We start from the raw sequence: 16,547 nt of genomic DNA on the forward strand, positions 1-16,547 counted from the left end.
GTGGTTCTGTCGCCTCAGACTTTTTCCTGCGTGTATTTCTTCAACTCGGCACGCGCGACCTGACGGCGATGCACGGCGTCAGGACCATCCGCCAGGCGCAGCGTACGCACATGGGTCCATGCATTTGCCAAGGGCGTATCCTGACTGATCCCCTGTGCGCCGAACATTTGCACGGCCTCATCGATCACCTTCAGCGCGACCTTGGGGGCAACGACCTTGATCTGGCTGATCCATGGGGCCGCCGCCCTTGCATCGCCCTGATCCATGTACCAGGCGGCCTTGAGGCACAGCAAACGGGCCATTTCGATCTCCATCCGACATTCGGCGATGATGTCGTAGTTTGCCCCCAGCTGCGCCAGTTTCTTCCCAAACGCCTGGCGCTGTAGTGAACGCTTGCACATCTGCTCCAGCGCAGACTCGGCCTGACCAATCGCGCGCATGCAATGGTGAATACGGCCCGGCCCCAAGCGACCTTGCGCAATCTCGAACCCGCGCCCTTCACCCAGTAGAATGTTTTCGGCTGGGACCCGGACTTCTGTGAAACGGATGTGCATGTGTCCATGGGGCGCATCGTCGTGGCCATAGACCTCCATCGGGCGCAGCACTTCGATCCCGGGCGCGTCTGCTGGGACCACGATCATCGACTGGCGCTGGTGCTTTGGCAGATCGTCCCCGCCGGTTTTGACCATCACGATATAGACCCTGCAACGCGGATCGCCCGCCCCAGACGACCACCATTTCTCGCCGTTCAGAACATATTCGGCCCCGTCCCTCACGCAGGACATCGAAATGTTGGTGGCATCTGATGAGGCCACATCGGGTTCGGTCATCAGATAAGCCGAGCGAATCTGCCCGTCGAGCAAAGGCTTCAGCCACTGCTCTTTCATCGCGCCTGACCCGTAGCGTTCAAACACCTCCATATTCCCTGTATCGGGCGCGGAGCAGTTGAAAACTTCGGCCCCCAAGGGCGTCTTGCCCATCTCCTCGGCGAAATAGGCGTATTCAACTGTACTGAGGCCAAAACCTTTGTCGCTGTCTGTCAGCCAGAAGTTCCAAAGCCCCGCCGCCTTGGCCTTGGCTTTCAGCCCCTCGAGAATCTCGGCCTGTCGCGCGGTATATTTCCAACGATCGCCTTTATTGATTTCTGCCTGATACTCATCTTCAAGCGGCATGACCTCGTCGTGAATCATATCTCTCACCCGCTGTAACAGGGCGCGGTTTTCCTCACGCAATCCGAAAGTCATGGTCATGTCTATTCCTTCCCTGTGGCGCAATGCGGGTCTTTGGCTTTGGTCCGAGGATGGCTTAGTGGCCATGAGCGTGTCCAGCTAAGTGACGGAACGTCATTCACGCAAATTGAGCCCGGTCCAGCATCAATGCGATGCCCAGCAGGGGGCCTGCGGTAAAATTAGCTAGAGCAAATCACAAGGGTGCAGCTGTGCTAGTTCGGGTGCTGGCCAAGGCAACGGCCTTTAAGGTGTCAGGATCCAGTTCCCATCAGCGGTCTTGCAGCGGCGCGTTCTGATATCGCGGGCCTGTGCAGCACCTTCAGGCTGCACAAAGTGCTGAAGTATAACACAATTGCCCTGAACGCTTTGCACGCGGATTGTCCCCTTCGAGCCGGTGTCCTGATTGAGCCAAGCCCTCTCCTGCCCCACGGATGGAGTGCCCGTCGACAGCAACGCGTTTGAGGTGTCGTTCAACACCTCAAAGTCAGCGGGGCTCAACCCCATTTCCGCGATGATTCGGGAAAGTGGTTTAGCCTGTGCTATTCCACCCACCCCTAGAAAAAGTGCAGCAACCAGCGCTGTGTAAACAAAGGCTTTCATCAAAGGGCCTCGCCGATTTGAATGACTTTCACGTCCATAGATATACCTCTATGCGTGTGCGGCCAAGCCCCACTTGGCCACCTTCAAATTATCCCGAACAAACCTTTCGCAAGGCGGGCGCTAGGTCCGCCCGTGAGATCGCCTCATATTGTGCCCAGACGAAGCAGAGGCATTTGATGACACATCCTAAATATTATGCACCGACAGGCGGACATCCGGGGCAAGAGCAACTGTTGACCGACCGTGCCATGTTCACCGATGCCTATGCGGTAATCCCCAAGGGCACGATGCGCGACATCGTCACCAGCTTTCTGCCTTTCTGGGAGAATACACGTCTTTGGGTCTTATCCCGGCCTCTGAGTGGTTTTGCCGAGACATTCTCGCAATACATAATGGAGGTGCAGCCCGGCGGTGGCAGCGATACGCCCGAAACCGACCCAAATGCGCAAGGGGTGATCTTCGTGGTCGAGGGCAGCGTCACGCTGACCCTGAACGAAGCGGATCATGTTCTTGAGATCGGTGGATATGCCTATATCCCCCCGGGCAGCGACTGGACGCTGCACAACCATGGCGATTCAGCTGCCCGGTTCCATTGGGTGCGCAAGGCTTATGATGCAGTGCCCGGCCTGCCCGCCCCTGACCCGATCATCACCAATGAACGCGACGTGGTACCCAACGAAATGCCCGGCACCGAAGGCCGCTGGTCTACCACCCGCTTCACCGATCCGCAGGACCTGCGTCACGACATGCATGTCAACATCGTCAATTTCGAACCCGGTGGTGTGATTCCCTTTGCCGAAACCCATGTGATGGAACACGGCCTTTATGTGCTTGAAGGCAAGGCTGTTTACCGGCTCAATCAGGATTGGGTTGAGGTCGAGGCCGGTGACTACATGTGGCTGCGCGCTTTCTGCCCGCAGGCCTGTTACGCAGGCGGACCGGGACGGTTTCGCTATCTGTTGTACAAGGATGTGAATAGGCACATGCCGTTGTCTGTACCGTCTAGGTAGCTGACGATCGGGGCTTTACCAGGTCAAGTTCTGGTAAAGGGGTTCACAGAATCGCTGGAATCTGATGAAATCAAATGAGTTTTCAGCACTGGAGATTGTTCGATGTTACTGCGCGGTACGATGATTGCACTGGTTGCCACCCTTGGCCTTTCGGCGTTCAACGCCGCCCCGGTCGCAGCCAAGGAAGAAACCAAATCCGTTTTCGTCATGAGCCGCACATGGGCGGTGACGCAGGTCTCGGACGCGCCTGTGGTTTATCGGGCGACGCGGGATAATAACAATCTGAACCCGTTTGGCCCGCCGCCACGTCTTCGCACCATCCAGGCAATGGCCGCGATACAGAAGGCGACTGGCTGCAAGGCGATCTATTCCAGCATGTATCAGAACATTTCGGGCCAGTTCTTTTCGCAGGTCAGCTGCAACTGAAATTGGTACAATACTTTGATTGAGATCGCCTGATCTGCCTGCCATAGCTTGCGCATGAAACTCGCGATCAACGGATTCGGCCGTATCGGCCGCACCATTCTGCGTCAGGTCTTAAGCCTGCCGCAGCATTCGGATGTAGAACTAGTGCTGATCAACGATATCGCACCGCTGGAAACATGCGCATACCTGTTCAAATATGACAGCACGTTTGGCCCCTATCAGGGTTCGGTCACGACCGAAGGTGAAGCACTGAATATCGATGGCCGCGTTATTCTGATGTCTCACAGCGCCGATTTGGCACAGGTCGATCTGTCCGGCGTCGATGTCATGCTCGATTGCACCGGCATCGCGCGAACATCCGACGTGGCCAGCCGGGGCTTGACTGCTGGGGCGGATAAAGTGTTGATTTCCGGTCCGTCACCCGCTGCCGAAGTCACACTGGTGCTGGGGGCAAACGAAGATCAATTGGGCAGCGCACGGATCGTTTCAAATGCATCCTGCACCACCAATGGTCTGGCACCGCTCGTCAAGCTGATTGATGAAATCGGCGGGCTTGTGTCCGGGCACATGACCACCATCCACTGCTATACAAACAGCCAGCCGATGGTCGATGCGCCACGCGGGGATTTGGCCCGATCGCGCGCCGGGGCATTGTCGATGGTGCCCACGACCTCGAGCGCGACGCATTTGATTGATATCGTCTTGCCAGACCTGGCCGGTCGTGTGTCGGGGGCCGCGGTGCGTGTTCCGACGGCCAGCGTATCTGCCGTTGATCTTGTCGCCACGCTTGAACGTGGCATGAGCGCTGAGCAGTTCGACCAAGCCTTTCGCGACGCGGTCGCAGCTTCTGCCGTGCTGGGATGGACCGATCTGCCCTTGGTGTCATCTGATTTGCGGTCCCGCCCTGAGTCACTGGTGGTGGCGGGGCCCGAGACGCGCATGATTGGAGAGAGGCAGATCAGGGTCTTTGGCTGGTACGACAATGAATGGGGGTTTTCAGCCCGCATGCTGGATGTCGCGCGCCTGATGGCAAACGCCGGGTAATCCGCAGCGCTGAAGCACGCTGCGGATTACTTCAAGACTTCAATCGTGAGGTAGGCTACCCGCCCCGTGACCGGCCATACCCCCTGAAACCTCTTCAGTCGATTCTTCGGCCAATTCTTCTGGCAGGACCAAATTCAGTACAATGGCGATCAGCGCTGCGGGCAGCAGGCCGCTGGTCATCAGGATACGAAGTGTATCAGGTAGGTGCTGAACCGCGCCGGGTTCCAGCTGCAACCCAAGACCGATCGACAGCGAAATCGCAAAGATCACCATGTTGCGACGGTTCCAATCCACGTCTGACAGCATCGAGATACCTGCCGCGACCACCATGCCGAACATGACGATCACACCACCGCCCAGCACTTCGATAGGCACGGTGCGGATAATTGCCCCGACTTTTGGCACAAGGCCACACAGGATCAGGAAGATAGCTCCACAGGTCACAACATGGCGGCTCATGACGCCCGTCATCGCAATCAAACCGACATTCTGGCTGAACGAAGTATTGGGAAAACCGCCGAACATACCGGCAACGGCAGTACCGAAACCATCGGCATAAGTCGCGCCCGCGATTTCTTTGTCGGTTGCTTCGCGACCTGCACCACCTTTGGTGATTCCCGATACGTCACCGACGGTCTCGATGGCCGAGACAAAAGACATCAGACAAAAGCCGATCACGGCGGCCAGAGAGAACTCAAACCCATATTTGAACGGTACGGGCAGAGCAAAAGCTGAGGCGCGTGACCAACTTGTGCCAATGGCCTCGAACGTCACCATCCCGACCATCAGGGCATAGACGTAGCCGATGGCCAAACCAACCAGTACGGCAGACACCGACAGCATACCGCGTGCAAAGAACTTGAGGCCAAGCGTCACAACAACCACAACCAAAGCTGCCGACCAGTTAAGCAGCGATCCGTATTCCGGGGTGCCAATCGCAGGCACACCACCAGCGGCGTATTGAATACCGACCTTGACCAGCGCCAAACCGATCATTGTTACGACAAGTCCGGTGACCAGCGGCGGAAGCGCAAACCGTATCTTGCCTATGAAGAGGCCAAGAAAGGCATGAAACAAGCCGCCAACCAGGACACCGCAAAACAGCGCCCCTAAGGCATCCACGCCTTTTCCGGCGACCAGAGGGATCATGATGGGCAAAAACGCAAAGCTCGTTCCTTGTACAATCGGCAGAGCCGCTCCGACCGGGCCAATCGTGATAGTCTGCAGCAGGGTCGCCAGCCCAGCGAACAGCATCGACATCTGGATCAGGTACAGCAATTCGGGAAAATCCGGGGAGTTCGACCCAAATCCAAAACCGGCAGCACCCGCCACGATGATGGCCGGTGTCACGTTCGAGACGAACATCGCCAAAACATGCTGAATGCCCAGCGGTATCGCCTTGTGCAAGGCGGGTGTGAAGTTCGGGTCCCGAAGCTGTTCGGGCGTCCCTATCGAAGTTTCAGCCATGATCTCATTGTCCTCCCTAAGATCCAATGGGGTTCTTACCGCTTCTCTGGCGGCTTCGGTTCTGGTTTCAGCGGTTGACCACCTCGTACGGTGTGCTGAACCAGTATTCCTCCAAGTTCGGGCCTTCCCCGATCCGATCAACGACTGCGAACAGACCGGGTCCATGCAAGGGTGTCAGGACTCCGTGCCATGTTCCCCGGTGATAGTTCACCGCCTGTCCTGGCTGTGTAATGAACGCGCGAGGACGACCCGGTTGCCCCTCCTCATCCGGGGCGACGATCACGAGAAAGGGCTGGTGAGTCATCGGAATGAACGCCTGGCTGCCGTCGGGATGACGCTCAACCATCGCTAGCTGATAAGGCAGTTCGCGTGGGTTTGCATTGAACAGGCTGATGCCCGCTTGGGCATCACCGAAATCCAGCCTTGCCCGATCATGATACCGCCCGCACTGGCCCTGGTTGATGATCTTGTCGGCCTCACCTGACACATCAATCAGATCACCAAACGGTGCGAAAGCTTCGGCCGAGATCGGTTCAGCGACAATCCGTGTCATGAGGGCAGCACATCGCGAAGACGGAACTCGGCAATCCGCTCGACCTGTCGGCAGGCCTCGGCGAACTCGGTTTCGCGATCCTGTTCGATGCGCCGTTCGAATGCGTTTAGGATCGAAGCCTTGTTGTGGTCCCGCACGGCAACGATGAACGGAAAGCCGAATTTTTCCGTATAGCGCTGGTTCAGTTCGGTGAAGGTGGCGCGTTCCTCATCCGTCAGCGCATCAAGCCCTGCCGAGGCTTGCTCGGACGTACTTTCCTGTGTCAGCCGCTTAGCCTGCGCCAGTTTGCCTGCCAGATCAGGGTGGGCTGTCAAAACACCGAGCCGTTCCTCGGTTGAGGCGGACCGGAACATGCGGGTCAAAGCATTGTGTAATCCGCCTGCCGTGTCATGCGCCGCGCCCAATTCCAGATCATAGGCGCGCTCGGCGATCCAAGCGGAATGCTCGAAGATACCTCCATACGCAGAGACGAATTCTTCGCGGCCCATTTGCGAGGGTTGTGGACGCTCAGCCGCCGGGTGCTTTTCGGCCCAATGCTCGGCAATCTGCAATCGCGTTGCGAACCACACGTCCGAGAACCCACGCGCGTAATCCAGAAACCGTTTCAGCGCCATGACGCGTCCCGGTCGCCCGATCAGGCGACAGTGCAAACCGATCGACAGCATCTTGGGTGCACCGGCCTCGCCTTCCGCATAAAGCGCATCGAAACTGTCTTTCAGATATGAATAGAACTGATCCCCGGCGTTGAACCCCTGTGGCGTCGCAAAGCGCATGTCGTTGCAATCCAGCGTGTAGGGAACAATCAACTGATCCCGACCACCGGTTTGCATCCAGTAGGGTAGATCGTCTGCATAGGTATCGGCAACATAAGCAAAGCCACCTTCCTCGGCGACCAGACGCACGGTGTTGTCCGAACAGCGCCCAGTGTACCAGCCGCGCGGGCGATCCCCTACGACTTCGGCATGCAGACGGATCGCTTCGGCGATCTGGGCCCGTTCTTCCGCCTCGGGCATATCCTTGTGCTCGACCCATTTCAGGCCATGGCTGGCAATCTCCCACCCTGCCGATTTCATCGCCGCAACCTGATCTGGCGAACGCGCTAACGCGGTAGCCACACCATAAACGGTGATCGGTAGGTCTTTCATCAAGCGATGCAGGCGCCAGAACCCCGACCGCGAGCCGTATTCATAGATCGATTCCATGTTCCAATGACGCTGGCCCGGCCACTGCGCCGCCCCAACGATCTCGGACAAGAACGCCTCGGACGCAGCGTCCCCGTGCAGAACACAGTTTTCGCCACCTTCTTCGTAGTTCAACACAATCTGCACAGCCAGTTTTGCACCGCCGGGCCATGCGGCGTCAGGTGGGTTGGCTCCGTATCCGATCATATCGCGGGGGTAACGAGGCGGCTGCATAGGGTCTTCCAGTCCGATTAGGTGTTTTGACAGCTTTACCGCAGAAACGGTCCATTGATTATCAAATCAATCCGAACACTGTTTCCAGTTCTTTCGGCATTTCAACCATTTTGCGGTTTGGCCCAGACTGTGGCACACCAAAAGAAACACATAGGAGAGACCCTTGGCTGGCTATCTGACAACCCACGTTCTCGACACGGCGCGCGGCTGCCCCGCTGAGGGGTTGAAAATCGCGCTCTACAAAGTGTCAGGGAACTCGCACCGTAAACTGGTCGAGATGGAAACCAACGCGGATGGCCGAACCAATAGCCCGATCTTACCGCAGGACGACTTTAATACCGGCACTTATGAGCTGATATTCTTCGCCGGAGATTACCTGCGCGCGACGGGTCAGGATGGCGATGATCCTCTGTTTCTGGATCAGGTGCCGATCCGCTTTGGCATGTCCGATGCGGACGCGCACTACCACGTTCCGCTGCTGTTGTCCCCCTACGGCTATTCGACTTACCGGGGCAGCTAGCCCTAGACTTCGGCGCTTCGAACCACTTTGCCGATCCGGTCAATCATGAAATCCATAAACAGCCGCGCCTTCGGGTCCTGATGGCGACGATGCGTATAAAGGCAGGCCATTTGCACGGGAACCGGAGGCGTCTTCATCGCCACCGGGATCAGCCTCCCCGCCTTCAAATGCTCTGACACCTCAAAAACGGGTTTCATGGCAATACCTTGCCCAGACAGCGCCCAATCGGTCAAAACATCACCATCGTCACATTCATACCTGCCCGAGACAGCAAATCGTTTCGGGCCATCGGGTGTTTCCAGCATCCACTGAAACTCTGCCGCGCCGGGGAAGCGCAGGTTCAAGCATTCATGCTTGCCTGAAATCAGATCGGATCCAGCTTCGGGCATCCCACATCGGCTCACGTAATCAGGGGCCGCGCATAGCACACGCTGACAATCCGCAATCTTGCGAATGCGCAATGTGCTGTCTTCGGGCTGACCGATGAAAAAAGCCAGATCCAAGCCTTCGGTGGTCAGATCAACCGAGCGGTCTGTCAGTCTTAGGCGCACATCAATCTCAGGGTATTCTGACAGAAAATCAGGTACATGAGGCGCCAATAACCGGCGCCCGACACCTAAAGGCGCGGCAACAAACAGAGACCCGCGGGGGGCTTCGGTCAGATGCGTGACCTGGGCCTCTGCCTCATCAACTGCATCCAGAACCGCAACCGCGCCGGGGTAGAACGCCCGCCCCTGCTCCGTTGGTGTCAGGTTCCGAGTTGTGCGCTGAAACAGGCGTACTCCCAGATGATCCTCCAACTGCGAAATTCGCGCCGACGTCACCGCAGGTGAAATTCTCATATCCCGCCCGGCGGCTGACATGCTGCCCAAGTCATAGACCCGGACAAAGGTTCGAATGTTGTCGAGATAGGACATCTTATCGTTTTTTTTGATACAGTTTGACAATATACGGGAATACCGAAGAAAAGCCCGTTTGCCTAGTGTGGCGCAACGCAATCGGAGACATAAGCATGTACGACTTCGCCGTGTTCTGGGATTGGATTGGTTTTGGCGTGCGCTGGTTGCACGTTATCACCGCGATTGCCTGGATCGGATCATCCTTCTACTTCATCGCGCTGGATCTTGGTTTGAACCGCGATATCCCCGGACCGGCGGACGGCGAGGAATGGCAAGTCCATGGCGGAGGATTCTATCACATCCAGAAATATCTCGTCGCTCCGGAGCGTATGCCCGACCACCTGACCTGGTTTAAATGGGAAAGCTACGCCACATGGCTCAGCGGTGCCGCGCTACTGATGATCGTCTACTGGGTAGGCGGAGAGCTCTATCTGATCGATGCCCAAAAGGCGGATCTGGCGCTATGGCAAGGCATATTGATCTCGGCTGCCTCGCTGACTGTCGGTTGGCTGGTCTACGATTTTCTTTGCAAGTCGGGATTGGGCGAGCGTCCGACATTGCTGATGGTTCTTCTGTTCGTGCTGCTGGTGATTATGGGCTGGGGTTATAACCAGATATTCACCGGTCGCGCGATGATGCTGCATCTGGGGGCCTTCACGGCCACAATCATGACCGCAAATGTGTTTTTCATCATCATGCCAAACCAGCGCATTGTGGTGGACGATCTAAAGAACGGGCGCACACCTGATCCGAAATACGGCAAGATCGCCAAGCTGCGTTCGACCCACAACAACTATCTGACATTGCCGGTCGTGTTTCTGATGTTGTCGAACCACTATCCGCTGGCTTTTGCGACCGAGTACAATTGGATCATCGCCGCGCTGGTCTTCCTGATGGGTGTCACAATCCGGCACTATTTCAACACCCGCCACGCGCGCGCTGGAAACCCAACCTGGACTTGGCTGGTAACGGCTTTGCTGTTCATGACAATCATGTGGTTGTCGACCGCTTCGATGAACGACCCGTTGGAAGAGGCCGAAGCACGGCAACTAACGCCCTACGAACAGAAATTCGCATCAGCGGATGGCTTTGAAGAAGCACAGGACATAGTTCTGGGTCGCTGTTCTATGTGCCACGCGCGCGAGCCTGTCTGGGAAGGCATCCTGTGGGCACCCAAAGGTGTCCTGCTGGAAACAAAAGCTGACATTGCTCAGAACGCGCAACAGATTTATCTGCAATCCGGCGTCACACATGCCATGCCTCCTGCGAACGTGACCTATATGGAACCTGAAGACCGGGATGCGATTGTTCGCTGGTTCCGAAATGCCGGTCTGTAGCGGATTGGCACACGAGTTTGCCAATAAAAACACCTGAACTTTGTTTAGTTCTTCCCCTAAGCGCCGTCAGATGCTCTAAATGAATTCAACACGCCGCATTCGTTTTGTTTCGCGGCCATAGCGATTTCGACTTGGGGCAGTTGGAGCCAGACAATGACAGGGAGCAGACCGCGCAGCGATCTGAGAGGCTGGCTTTTTGGTGCGTTTGTGGCCTTGTCCCCCAATCTTGCTACCGCGCTAGAAACGACCCTATCCGCCCCTGGTGCATCTGAAGATCTGGTCGACCGCTTGGAAGAGACTTCATCCATCTTCACCTCGGAATCGCGTGGTCTTGATACGTCACTGGAAATACTGTCGGCAGCTTTGTCCGATTACCGCACCATCGTTCAGATCATGTACGACGAAGGCTATTTCAGCCCCGTCGTCAGCATCAAGCTTGACGGGCAGGAAGCCGCCAAAATCAATTCGCTGAACGTTCCAGCCCAATTCAAACGGGCGACTATCCTTGTCACACCGGGACGGAAGTTCAAGTTCGGAACGGCTGTCGTGCAACCGCTGGCACCGGGCACGGAACTGCCCGAAGAGTTCGCCACGGGTAAGACCGCGACCACCGGAGCGATCCAACAGGCGGCTTCGGCCGGGGTGCAGGGCTGGCGCGATACAGGCCATGCCAAGGCGGAAGTGGAAGATCAGAAAGTGATAGCGCGCCATGCGCAGGCACGGCTGGACGCGACAATTGATCTGGCTCCGGGGCCAAGGCTGCGGTTCGGTAAAATGATCATTCAGGGCGATACAAATGTCCGCCATCGATCGATCGAGAAAATCGCGGGCTTCCCCTCGGGTGAGGTTTATTCGCCTGAACAGGTCCAAAAGGTTGGCACCCGCCTGCGGCGCACTGGCACATTCGCTACGGTGTCGCTCAAGGAAAAAGATGAGCCGAACCCGGATGGCACGCTGGATTTCGACGCAACTTTCGAAGACCTGCCACCGCGCCGCCTAACCTTCGGGGCCGAGATTGCTTCGCGCGACGGGGTTGATCTTACCGCTACGTGGACCCATCGAAACGTCTTCCGGCGAGCCGAAAGGCTGCGGTTCGAGGCGGCAATCCGCAATATCGGCGGTGCCGAGGATATCGATGGACGTATTGGTCTGCGGCTGGATCAACCTGATCGTCTGGGCCCTGACGACAATACATTCTGGAGCGCGCTGTTGGAGCGGCGCAATACCGAAAACTACAACGTCACCGTCGCCTCGCTTGCCTATGGTGCACGCCGCACATTCTCTGACCGCCTCTACGCCGAAGCCTCGGCAGGTTTCCAATGGTCGGACGCAGATGACGCCTATGGCGATGGGCGCAAGTTTCGATACTTCATTCTTCCGTTCCGGTCAGAATGGGATGAACGCGACAGCAAGGTCAGCGCGACGCGCGGTTATTATCTAGACTCGCAAGTCATGCCCTTTGTCGGGTTCTCCGGGTCGGATACCGGCCTGAGAATGTTCTTTGACGGTCGCGCCTATAACGATCTGGGCACCGCCGGTCGGCTGGTGTTGGCAGGCCGGGTGCAGTTGGGATCGGTCCTCGGACCTCCGGCAGATGGTGTGACTCCAGATTTCCTGTTCTTCTCGGGTGGTGCCGGTACAGTACGGGGTCAGCCATTTGAAAGCCTAGGTATCCCCGTCGGGGATGGTGTCGCCGGTGGCAAATCCTTTCTGGGGCTCTCAGCCGAGGTCCGAGGCAAAGTCACTGACGCAATCTCGTTGGTTGGGTTTTATGACTACGGCGTGGTCGACACGTCCTCATTCATCGGCAGCGGCGCGGAAGAGCATTCTGGCGCGGGCCTTGGAATCCGTTATGATCTGGGCGGCTTCGGGCCCTTGCGCTTTGACCTTGCGGTGCCGGTTCAGGGCGATACGGGTGACGGGCTGCAATTCTACCTCGGGATCGGGCAGGCCTTTTGATGCGTCGCGTTGTATATCCCCTGTTGCTAAGTTCAGCAGCGATCACCGTTCCCATCGCGGCGACCGCTCAGGACGAGGGCGGCAGCATGATCGAGCAGTTTCTGCAAGATACCCTGTCCGGTGATGATCAGAATGTGCGGGTGGTCGGCCTTGAAGGTGCCTTAAGTTCGCGTGCGACGATTCAGGAAATCACGGTCGCCGATGACGACGGCGTCTGGCTCACCATTAAAAACGCTGAATTGGACTGGAACCGATTGGCACTGCTGCGCGGTCGGTTCTCGGTCAACACACTATCGGCGCAGGAAATCGATATCGCCCGCGCACCCGGTACAACAACAAAGGACGCACCGCCCCCTTCAGCCGAAACCCAACCCTTCCAACTACCTGAGCTTCCGGTTTCGATCGAAATCGGAGAGCTGCGTGTCGATGACCTTTCTTTAGGTGAGCCGCTGATCGGCGTCGCTGCCGAGCTCGCCGTGAACGGCAACCTATCGCTGGCTGATGGAACACTGGATACTACGCTGGATATCGACCGACTGGACCGCGCCGGGGACACGATTGATCTGAAAGCAGGCTTTCAGAACGACAGCCGCCAGATCGATCTGGACTTGACCGTAGCCGAAGCATCAGGCGGTCTGATCGCAACGGCCCTGTCCATCCCCGATGCCCCGCCGCTTGAGCTGACTGCAAAAGGCTCGGGGCCGATAACGGATTTTAATGCTGATATCGGTCTAAGCAGCGATCAGCAGCTTCGCGTGTCCGGTCAGGTACGACTGCGCACCGCCGAAGAGAGTGGCAACGCCTCTGATGGAATCGCGTTTACTGCCGATGTCGGAGGCGACCTGACGCCGTTTCTGGCCGAAGAGATGGACACGTTCTTCGGTACCGACACACGGCTGTTTGTAGATGGGCGCACCCATTCTGACGGGGCGCTGGATATATCGGATATCGAGATTACCTCGGAAGCGCTGGACCTCAAAAGCGAACTCAGCCTTGCTTCGGGTGGTGTTCTGAAACTGGTCGCCCTGCAAGGTCGTATCACGCCGCCGGAAGGTGACAAGGTCGTTCTGCCCGTCAGCGGCGGCGATACGTCAATCGGCGCGGCTCAGATTTCGGCCTTGTACAATACCGAGAATGGCAATCTCTGGGACCTGAGCCTGACGACCAACAAGATTGAAACCCCCAACCTGAACCTCGATCATGCACGGATCAGCGGGCAAGGCACGCTAGATCAATCCAGCGGGCTGTCGGTCGATGGCGATCTGCAGGCTGTGCTGGCTGGCATTGATCTGACAGATGCCGCACTGAATGCCGCCGTCGGAAATCAGATCACACTGGATGGGCAGTTCGAGTACGGCAGCGACCAGACATTGCAATTGTCCGGGGTCGAACTGGTCGGCAGCGACTATACTCTAGACGCTGATGCGTTGATCAGCGGGCTTGCGACCGGGTTGCAGGTTGATGGCACGGCACTGCTGCAGGCGACCGACCTGTCGCGGTTCTCGGACCTGGCACAGCTTCAGCTTGGTGGCGAGGCTTCGGTCCAGGTGGCTGGAAAGGGCTCGCCACTGGAACGCAGCTTTGACGGCAAGGTCACGGTGAATGGGCGTGATCTGGTGACCGGGCGTGACGATATTGATCCAATGATCACGGGTGAAACCGAAATCGTTCTGGATGCCAAACGCGACACCGATGGGGTAACAATTCGCGATTTCACCGTGAATGGCGACGCTCTGACAGCGCAGGCCAGCGGCACGGTCACGACGCCAAATGGCAATCTGACGATTGACGGTCAGGCCAGCGTGAACGCCCCAAATCTGGCGGTGTTCTCAGGCATCGCACAGCGTGATCTGGCGGGCGCATTACAGGCCCGGCTGGATGGCAAAGGCACCGTACAGACGTTGGAATTCGACGGCCAAGCCAGCGTGATCGGAACAAATATCGAAACCGGGATGAGCGAGTTCGACCCGCTGTTGAAAGGCCGGACATCAATCAATCTGGACGGTGCGCATTCGGGCAACCAAATCGTTATTCGAAACGCCACGGTCAAAAGTGCTGCTCTTACTGCCGAGGTGGGCGCAACCATCGATGACCCCACCGGAAACATCACGGTGGATGGAAGCGCCAAGCTGAACGCCCCCGACCTGTCTTTGTTCTCCGGCCTCGCCGGGCTTGATCTGGCCGGGTCGATTGATGCCGACGTCACCGGTCGGGCCGCGCAAAGCAGCAAGGCCTTTGATATCAAAGGCAACCTGAGAGCAGACGACCTTGCCACGGGTATCCAAGCCGTAGATGCGTTGGTACAGGGACGAACCACGCTGAACGTGGATGCCGCCAACGATGATCAGGGGCTGAACATCCGCACTTTCAGTCTGAACGGAACCGCGCTGACCGCAGATGCATCGGGCCGATTGGATCGGGAGGCCGGTGGCCTCGATTTCTCGGCCATGCTGGACGACATCGGCCGTCTATCTTCGACATTGTCCGGGCCGCTCACGCTGGATGGCAACGTCGCCCCTACAGGGTCCGGTTTGGAAGGCAATGCGCGCCTGCAGGGACCTGATAGCTCGTACGCCAATTTAACCGGAACCGTAGAAACCGGTGGCACCGCGGATCTAAATTTTGACGCCCGCCTGAATCGGGTCGAACGTTTTGTGCCCGATTTCCCCGGAACCGTCGCCGCCAGTGGTACCGCCCGCCGCGACGCCGGGATGTGGACCATCGACGCAAAGGCTAATGGCCCCGCCGATATCAGTACAACTGTTGCCGGGACCTTTAACGAAACCAGCGGCGAAGCGGACCTGAAGATGCAGGGCGGTGTCAACATCGGTATCGCCAATGCATTTATCTCTCCCAACAATCTGGCCGGTACTGCCCGGTTCGATCTGGCCCTGAAAGGGGCACCTGCGCTGGATGCGCTTAGCGGAACGATTTCAACATCCGGCGCGTCGATGGCCTTGCCCGATGTGGGACAGACAATCACTGGCATCGGGGGTTCCGTAAACATCGCGCAAAGCCGCGCCACGATTGCACTGCAGGGTGGGTTACGAGCGGGCGGAGGGTTTACCGTCAACGGCCCGATTGATCTGACGCCACCCTTCAACGCCCAGATAACCACAGCGCTCAACAATCTCGTGCTGACAGACAAGCTGCTCTATGAAACCACATTGAACGGTCAGATCGCCCTGACCGGGGCATTGGCCGGGAACAGTTCGCTGGCCGGGCAGATCAACTTTGGCGAAACCAACATCAATCTTGCAGCCGCCGCAGGAGCAGTCGGCGCAGCACCAATTCCGACGATCCAACACCTGAACGAAAGCCGTGCCGGTTTCGTAACGCGGGAACGCGCCAATCTGGTGGAAACCGAGGATGAGACTAAAAGCAACTCGCGCATGTCGCTCGACATCGGATTGCTTGCACCCAAGGCAGTCTTTGTCCGAGGACGCGGCGTGAACGCGGAACTGGGCGGTCGCATACAGATTGGTGGAACTACAACTTCTGTTGTGCCGTCAGGCCAGATTGAGCTTATCCGCGGTAATATCGATATCCTTGGTCGCCGCCTTGCGCTGACTAAGGGTGTGGTCACCCTGCAGGGTGACCTGACGCCATATATCGAGTTTGAATCGTCCTCCAGCACCTCGGACGGCACCGCAACGATCGAGATCGCCGGGCCGCTGGACTCACCCGAGGTCGACGTATTCTCAGATCCTGAACGCCCGACCGAGGAAGCGCTAGCAATGCTCTTGTTCGGCAACCGGTTCTCAGAACTGTCACCGTTTGTCATTGCGCAGATGGCGGCCTCATTGGCCCAACTCAGCGGCGCCGGCGGGGATACTACCAAAGGGGTGCGCGAGGCCACGGGCCTGGACACTATCGACCTTGGCGCGACTGAGGGCGGTGGGGGCAGCCTTGGTGCGGGCGCATATCTAAGCGACAATCTCTACACCGATTTCACCGTCAATACCGAAGGTGACACCGAGGTGAATTTGAACCTCGACGTCACCGACAGCTTCACGGTTCGCGGCACGGTGGATGGCCGGGGTGAGACGGGCTTGGGTATCTTTTTCGAACGCGACTACTGAAAAAAC

Annotated in this window: 13 protein-coding genes; 7 read left to right on the plus strand and 6 right to left on the minus strand. The window is 57.6% G+C overall.

All coding sequences use genetic code 11. The features are described from left to right. Nucleotides 1–14: 14 nt before the first annotated feature. Entirely contained in the window at nucleotides 15–1,250 is a 1,236-nt protein-coding gene (locus ACR0BI_RS07555) for an acyl-CoA dehydrogenase family protein (RefSeq protein ID WP_170626491.1), read from the minus strand. Nucleotides 1,251–1,472: 222 nt separating this feature from the next. Next, nucleotides 1,473–1,829 carry a hypothetical protein gene (locus ACR0BI_RS07560; RefSeq protein ID WP_170404458.1) on the minus strand — a complete coding sequence of 119 codons (357 nt, stop codon included), beginning with the start codon at nucleotides 1,827–1,829 and terminating at the stop codon, nucleotides 1,473–1,475. Between the two features lie 176 nt (nucleotides 1,830–2,005). On the opposite strand from ACR0BI_RS07560, the gene ACR0BI_RS07565 reads away from it, so the two are divergent. The 3 genes from ACR0BI_RS07565 to ACR0BI_RS07575 all read left to right on the plus strand — a co-directional run bounded on the left by ACR0BI_RS07565 (nucleotide 2,006) and on the right by ACR0BI_RS07575 (nucleotide 4,309). Further along, nucleotides 2,006–2,839 carry a bifunctional allantoicase/(S)-ureidoglycine aminohydrolase gene (locus ACR0BI_RS07565; protein ID WP_170647477.1) on the plus strand — a complete coding sequence of 278 codons (834 nt, stop codon included), beginning with the start codon at nucleotides 2,006–2,008 and terminating at the stop codon, nucleotides 2,837–2,839. A gap of 102 nt (nucleotides 2,840–2,941) precedes the next feature. Then, on the plus strand, nucleotides 2,942–3,265 hold the full coding sequence (locus ACR0BI_RS07570) for a hypothetical protein (protein WP_170397457.1): 324 nt from the start codon (nucleotides 2,942–2,944) through the stop codon (nucleotides 3,263–3,265). A gap of 54 nt (nucleotides 3,266–3,319) precedes the next feature. Next, the gene (locus ACR0BI_RS07575; RefSeq protein ID WP_170397459.1) at nucleotides 3,320–4,309 is read left to right on the plus strand and encodes a glyceraldehyde 3-phosphate dehydrogenase NAD-binding domain-containing protein; all 990 of its coding nucleotides are present in this window, start codon (nucleotides 3,320–3,322) and stop codon (nucleotides 4,307–4,309) included. A gap of 39 nt (nucleotides 4,310–4,348) precedes the next feature. Here ACR0BI_RS07575 and ACR0BI_RS07580 read toward each other — a convergent pair whose 3' ends face one another. The 3 genes from ACR0BI_RS07580 to puuE all read right to left on the minus strand — a co-directional run bounded on the left by ACR0BI_RS07580 (nucleotide 4,349) and on the right by puuE (nucleotide 7,744). Further along, nucleotides 4,349–5,776, minus strand: a complete 1,428-nt coding sequence (locus ACR0BI_RS07580; protein WP_170397461.1) for a nucleobase:cation symporter-2 family protein — start codon at nucleotides 5,774–5,776, stop codon at nucleotides 4,349–4,351. 67 nt (nucleotides 5,777–5,843) lie between these two features. Continuing rightward, nucleotides 5,844–6,329, minus strand: coding sequence for an ureidoglycolate lyase (locus ACR0BI_RS07585; RefSeq protein WP_170564627.1), 486 nt, complete (start codon nucleotides 6,327–6,329; stop codon nucleotides 5,844–5,846). Then, nucleotides 6,326–7,744 carry an allantoinase PuuE gene (gene puuE, locus ACR0BI_RS07590; protein WP_480561139.1) on the minus strand — a complete coding sequence of 473 codons (1,419 nt, stop codon included), beginning with the start codon at nucleotides 7,742–7,744 and terminating at the stop codon, nucleotides 6,326–6,328. The genes ACR0BI_RS07585 and puuE overlap by 4 nt, the downstream gene beginning before the upstream one ends. Before the next feature lie 163 nt (nucleotides 7,745–7,907). Between puuE and uraH the strand changes: the two genes are divergently transcribed. Beyond that, complete coding sequence (gene uraH, locus ACR0BI_RS07595) at nucleotides 7,908–8,264, plus strand: hydroxyisourate hydrolase (protein ID WP_170397467.1); 357 nt, start codon at nucleotides 7,908–7,910, stop codon at nucleotides 8,262–8,264. Nucleotides 8,265–8,266: 2 nt separating this feature from the next. Here uraH and ACR0BI_RS07600 read toward each other — a convergent pair whose 3' ends face one another. Further along, nucleotides 8,267–9,181 (minus strand): LysR family transcriptional regulator, encoded by a 915-nt coding sequence (locus tag ACR0BI_RS07600; RefSeq protein WP_170511345.1) that lies wholly within the window; start codon nucleotides 9,179–9,181, stop codon nucleotides 8,267–8,269. 95 nt (nucleotides 9,182–9,276) lie between these two features. Here ACR0BI_RS07600 and ACR0BI_RS07605 point away from each other — a divergent pair, with 95 nt between their 5' ends. The 3 genes from ACR0BI_RS07605 (at nucleotide 9,277) to ACR0BI_RS07615 (ending at nucleotide 16,541) form a co-directional block, all read left to right on the plus strand. After that, nucleotides 9,277–10,500 (plus strand): urate hydroxylase PuuD, encoded by a 1,224-nt coding sequence (locus tag ACR0BI_RS07605; protein ID WP_170397471.1) that lies wholly within the window; start codon nucleotides 9,277–9,279, stop codon nucleotides 10,498–10,500. A 153-nt stretch (nucleotides 10,501–10,653) separates the two neighbouring features. Continuing rightward, nucleotides 10,654–12,459 carry a BamA/TamA family outer membrane protein gene (locus ACR0BI_RS07610; RefSeq protein WP_170663894.1) on the plus strand — a complete coding sequence of 602 codons (1,806 nt, stop codon included), beginning with the start codon at nucleotides 10,654–10,656 and terminating at the stop codon, nucleotides 12,457–12,459. After that, entirely contained in the window at nucleotides 12,459–16,541 is a 4,083-nt protein-coding gene (locus tag ACR0BI_RS07615; RefSeq protein WP_170424367.1) for a translocation/assembly module TamB domain-containing protein, read from the plus strand. Before ACR0BI_RS07610 ends, ACR0BI_RS07615 begins: the two co-directional genes overlap by 1 nt. Nucleotides 16,542–16,547 lie beyond the last annotated feature (6 nt).

It is taken from the genome of Ruegeria sp. E5 (assembly GCF_056534105.1).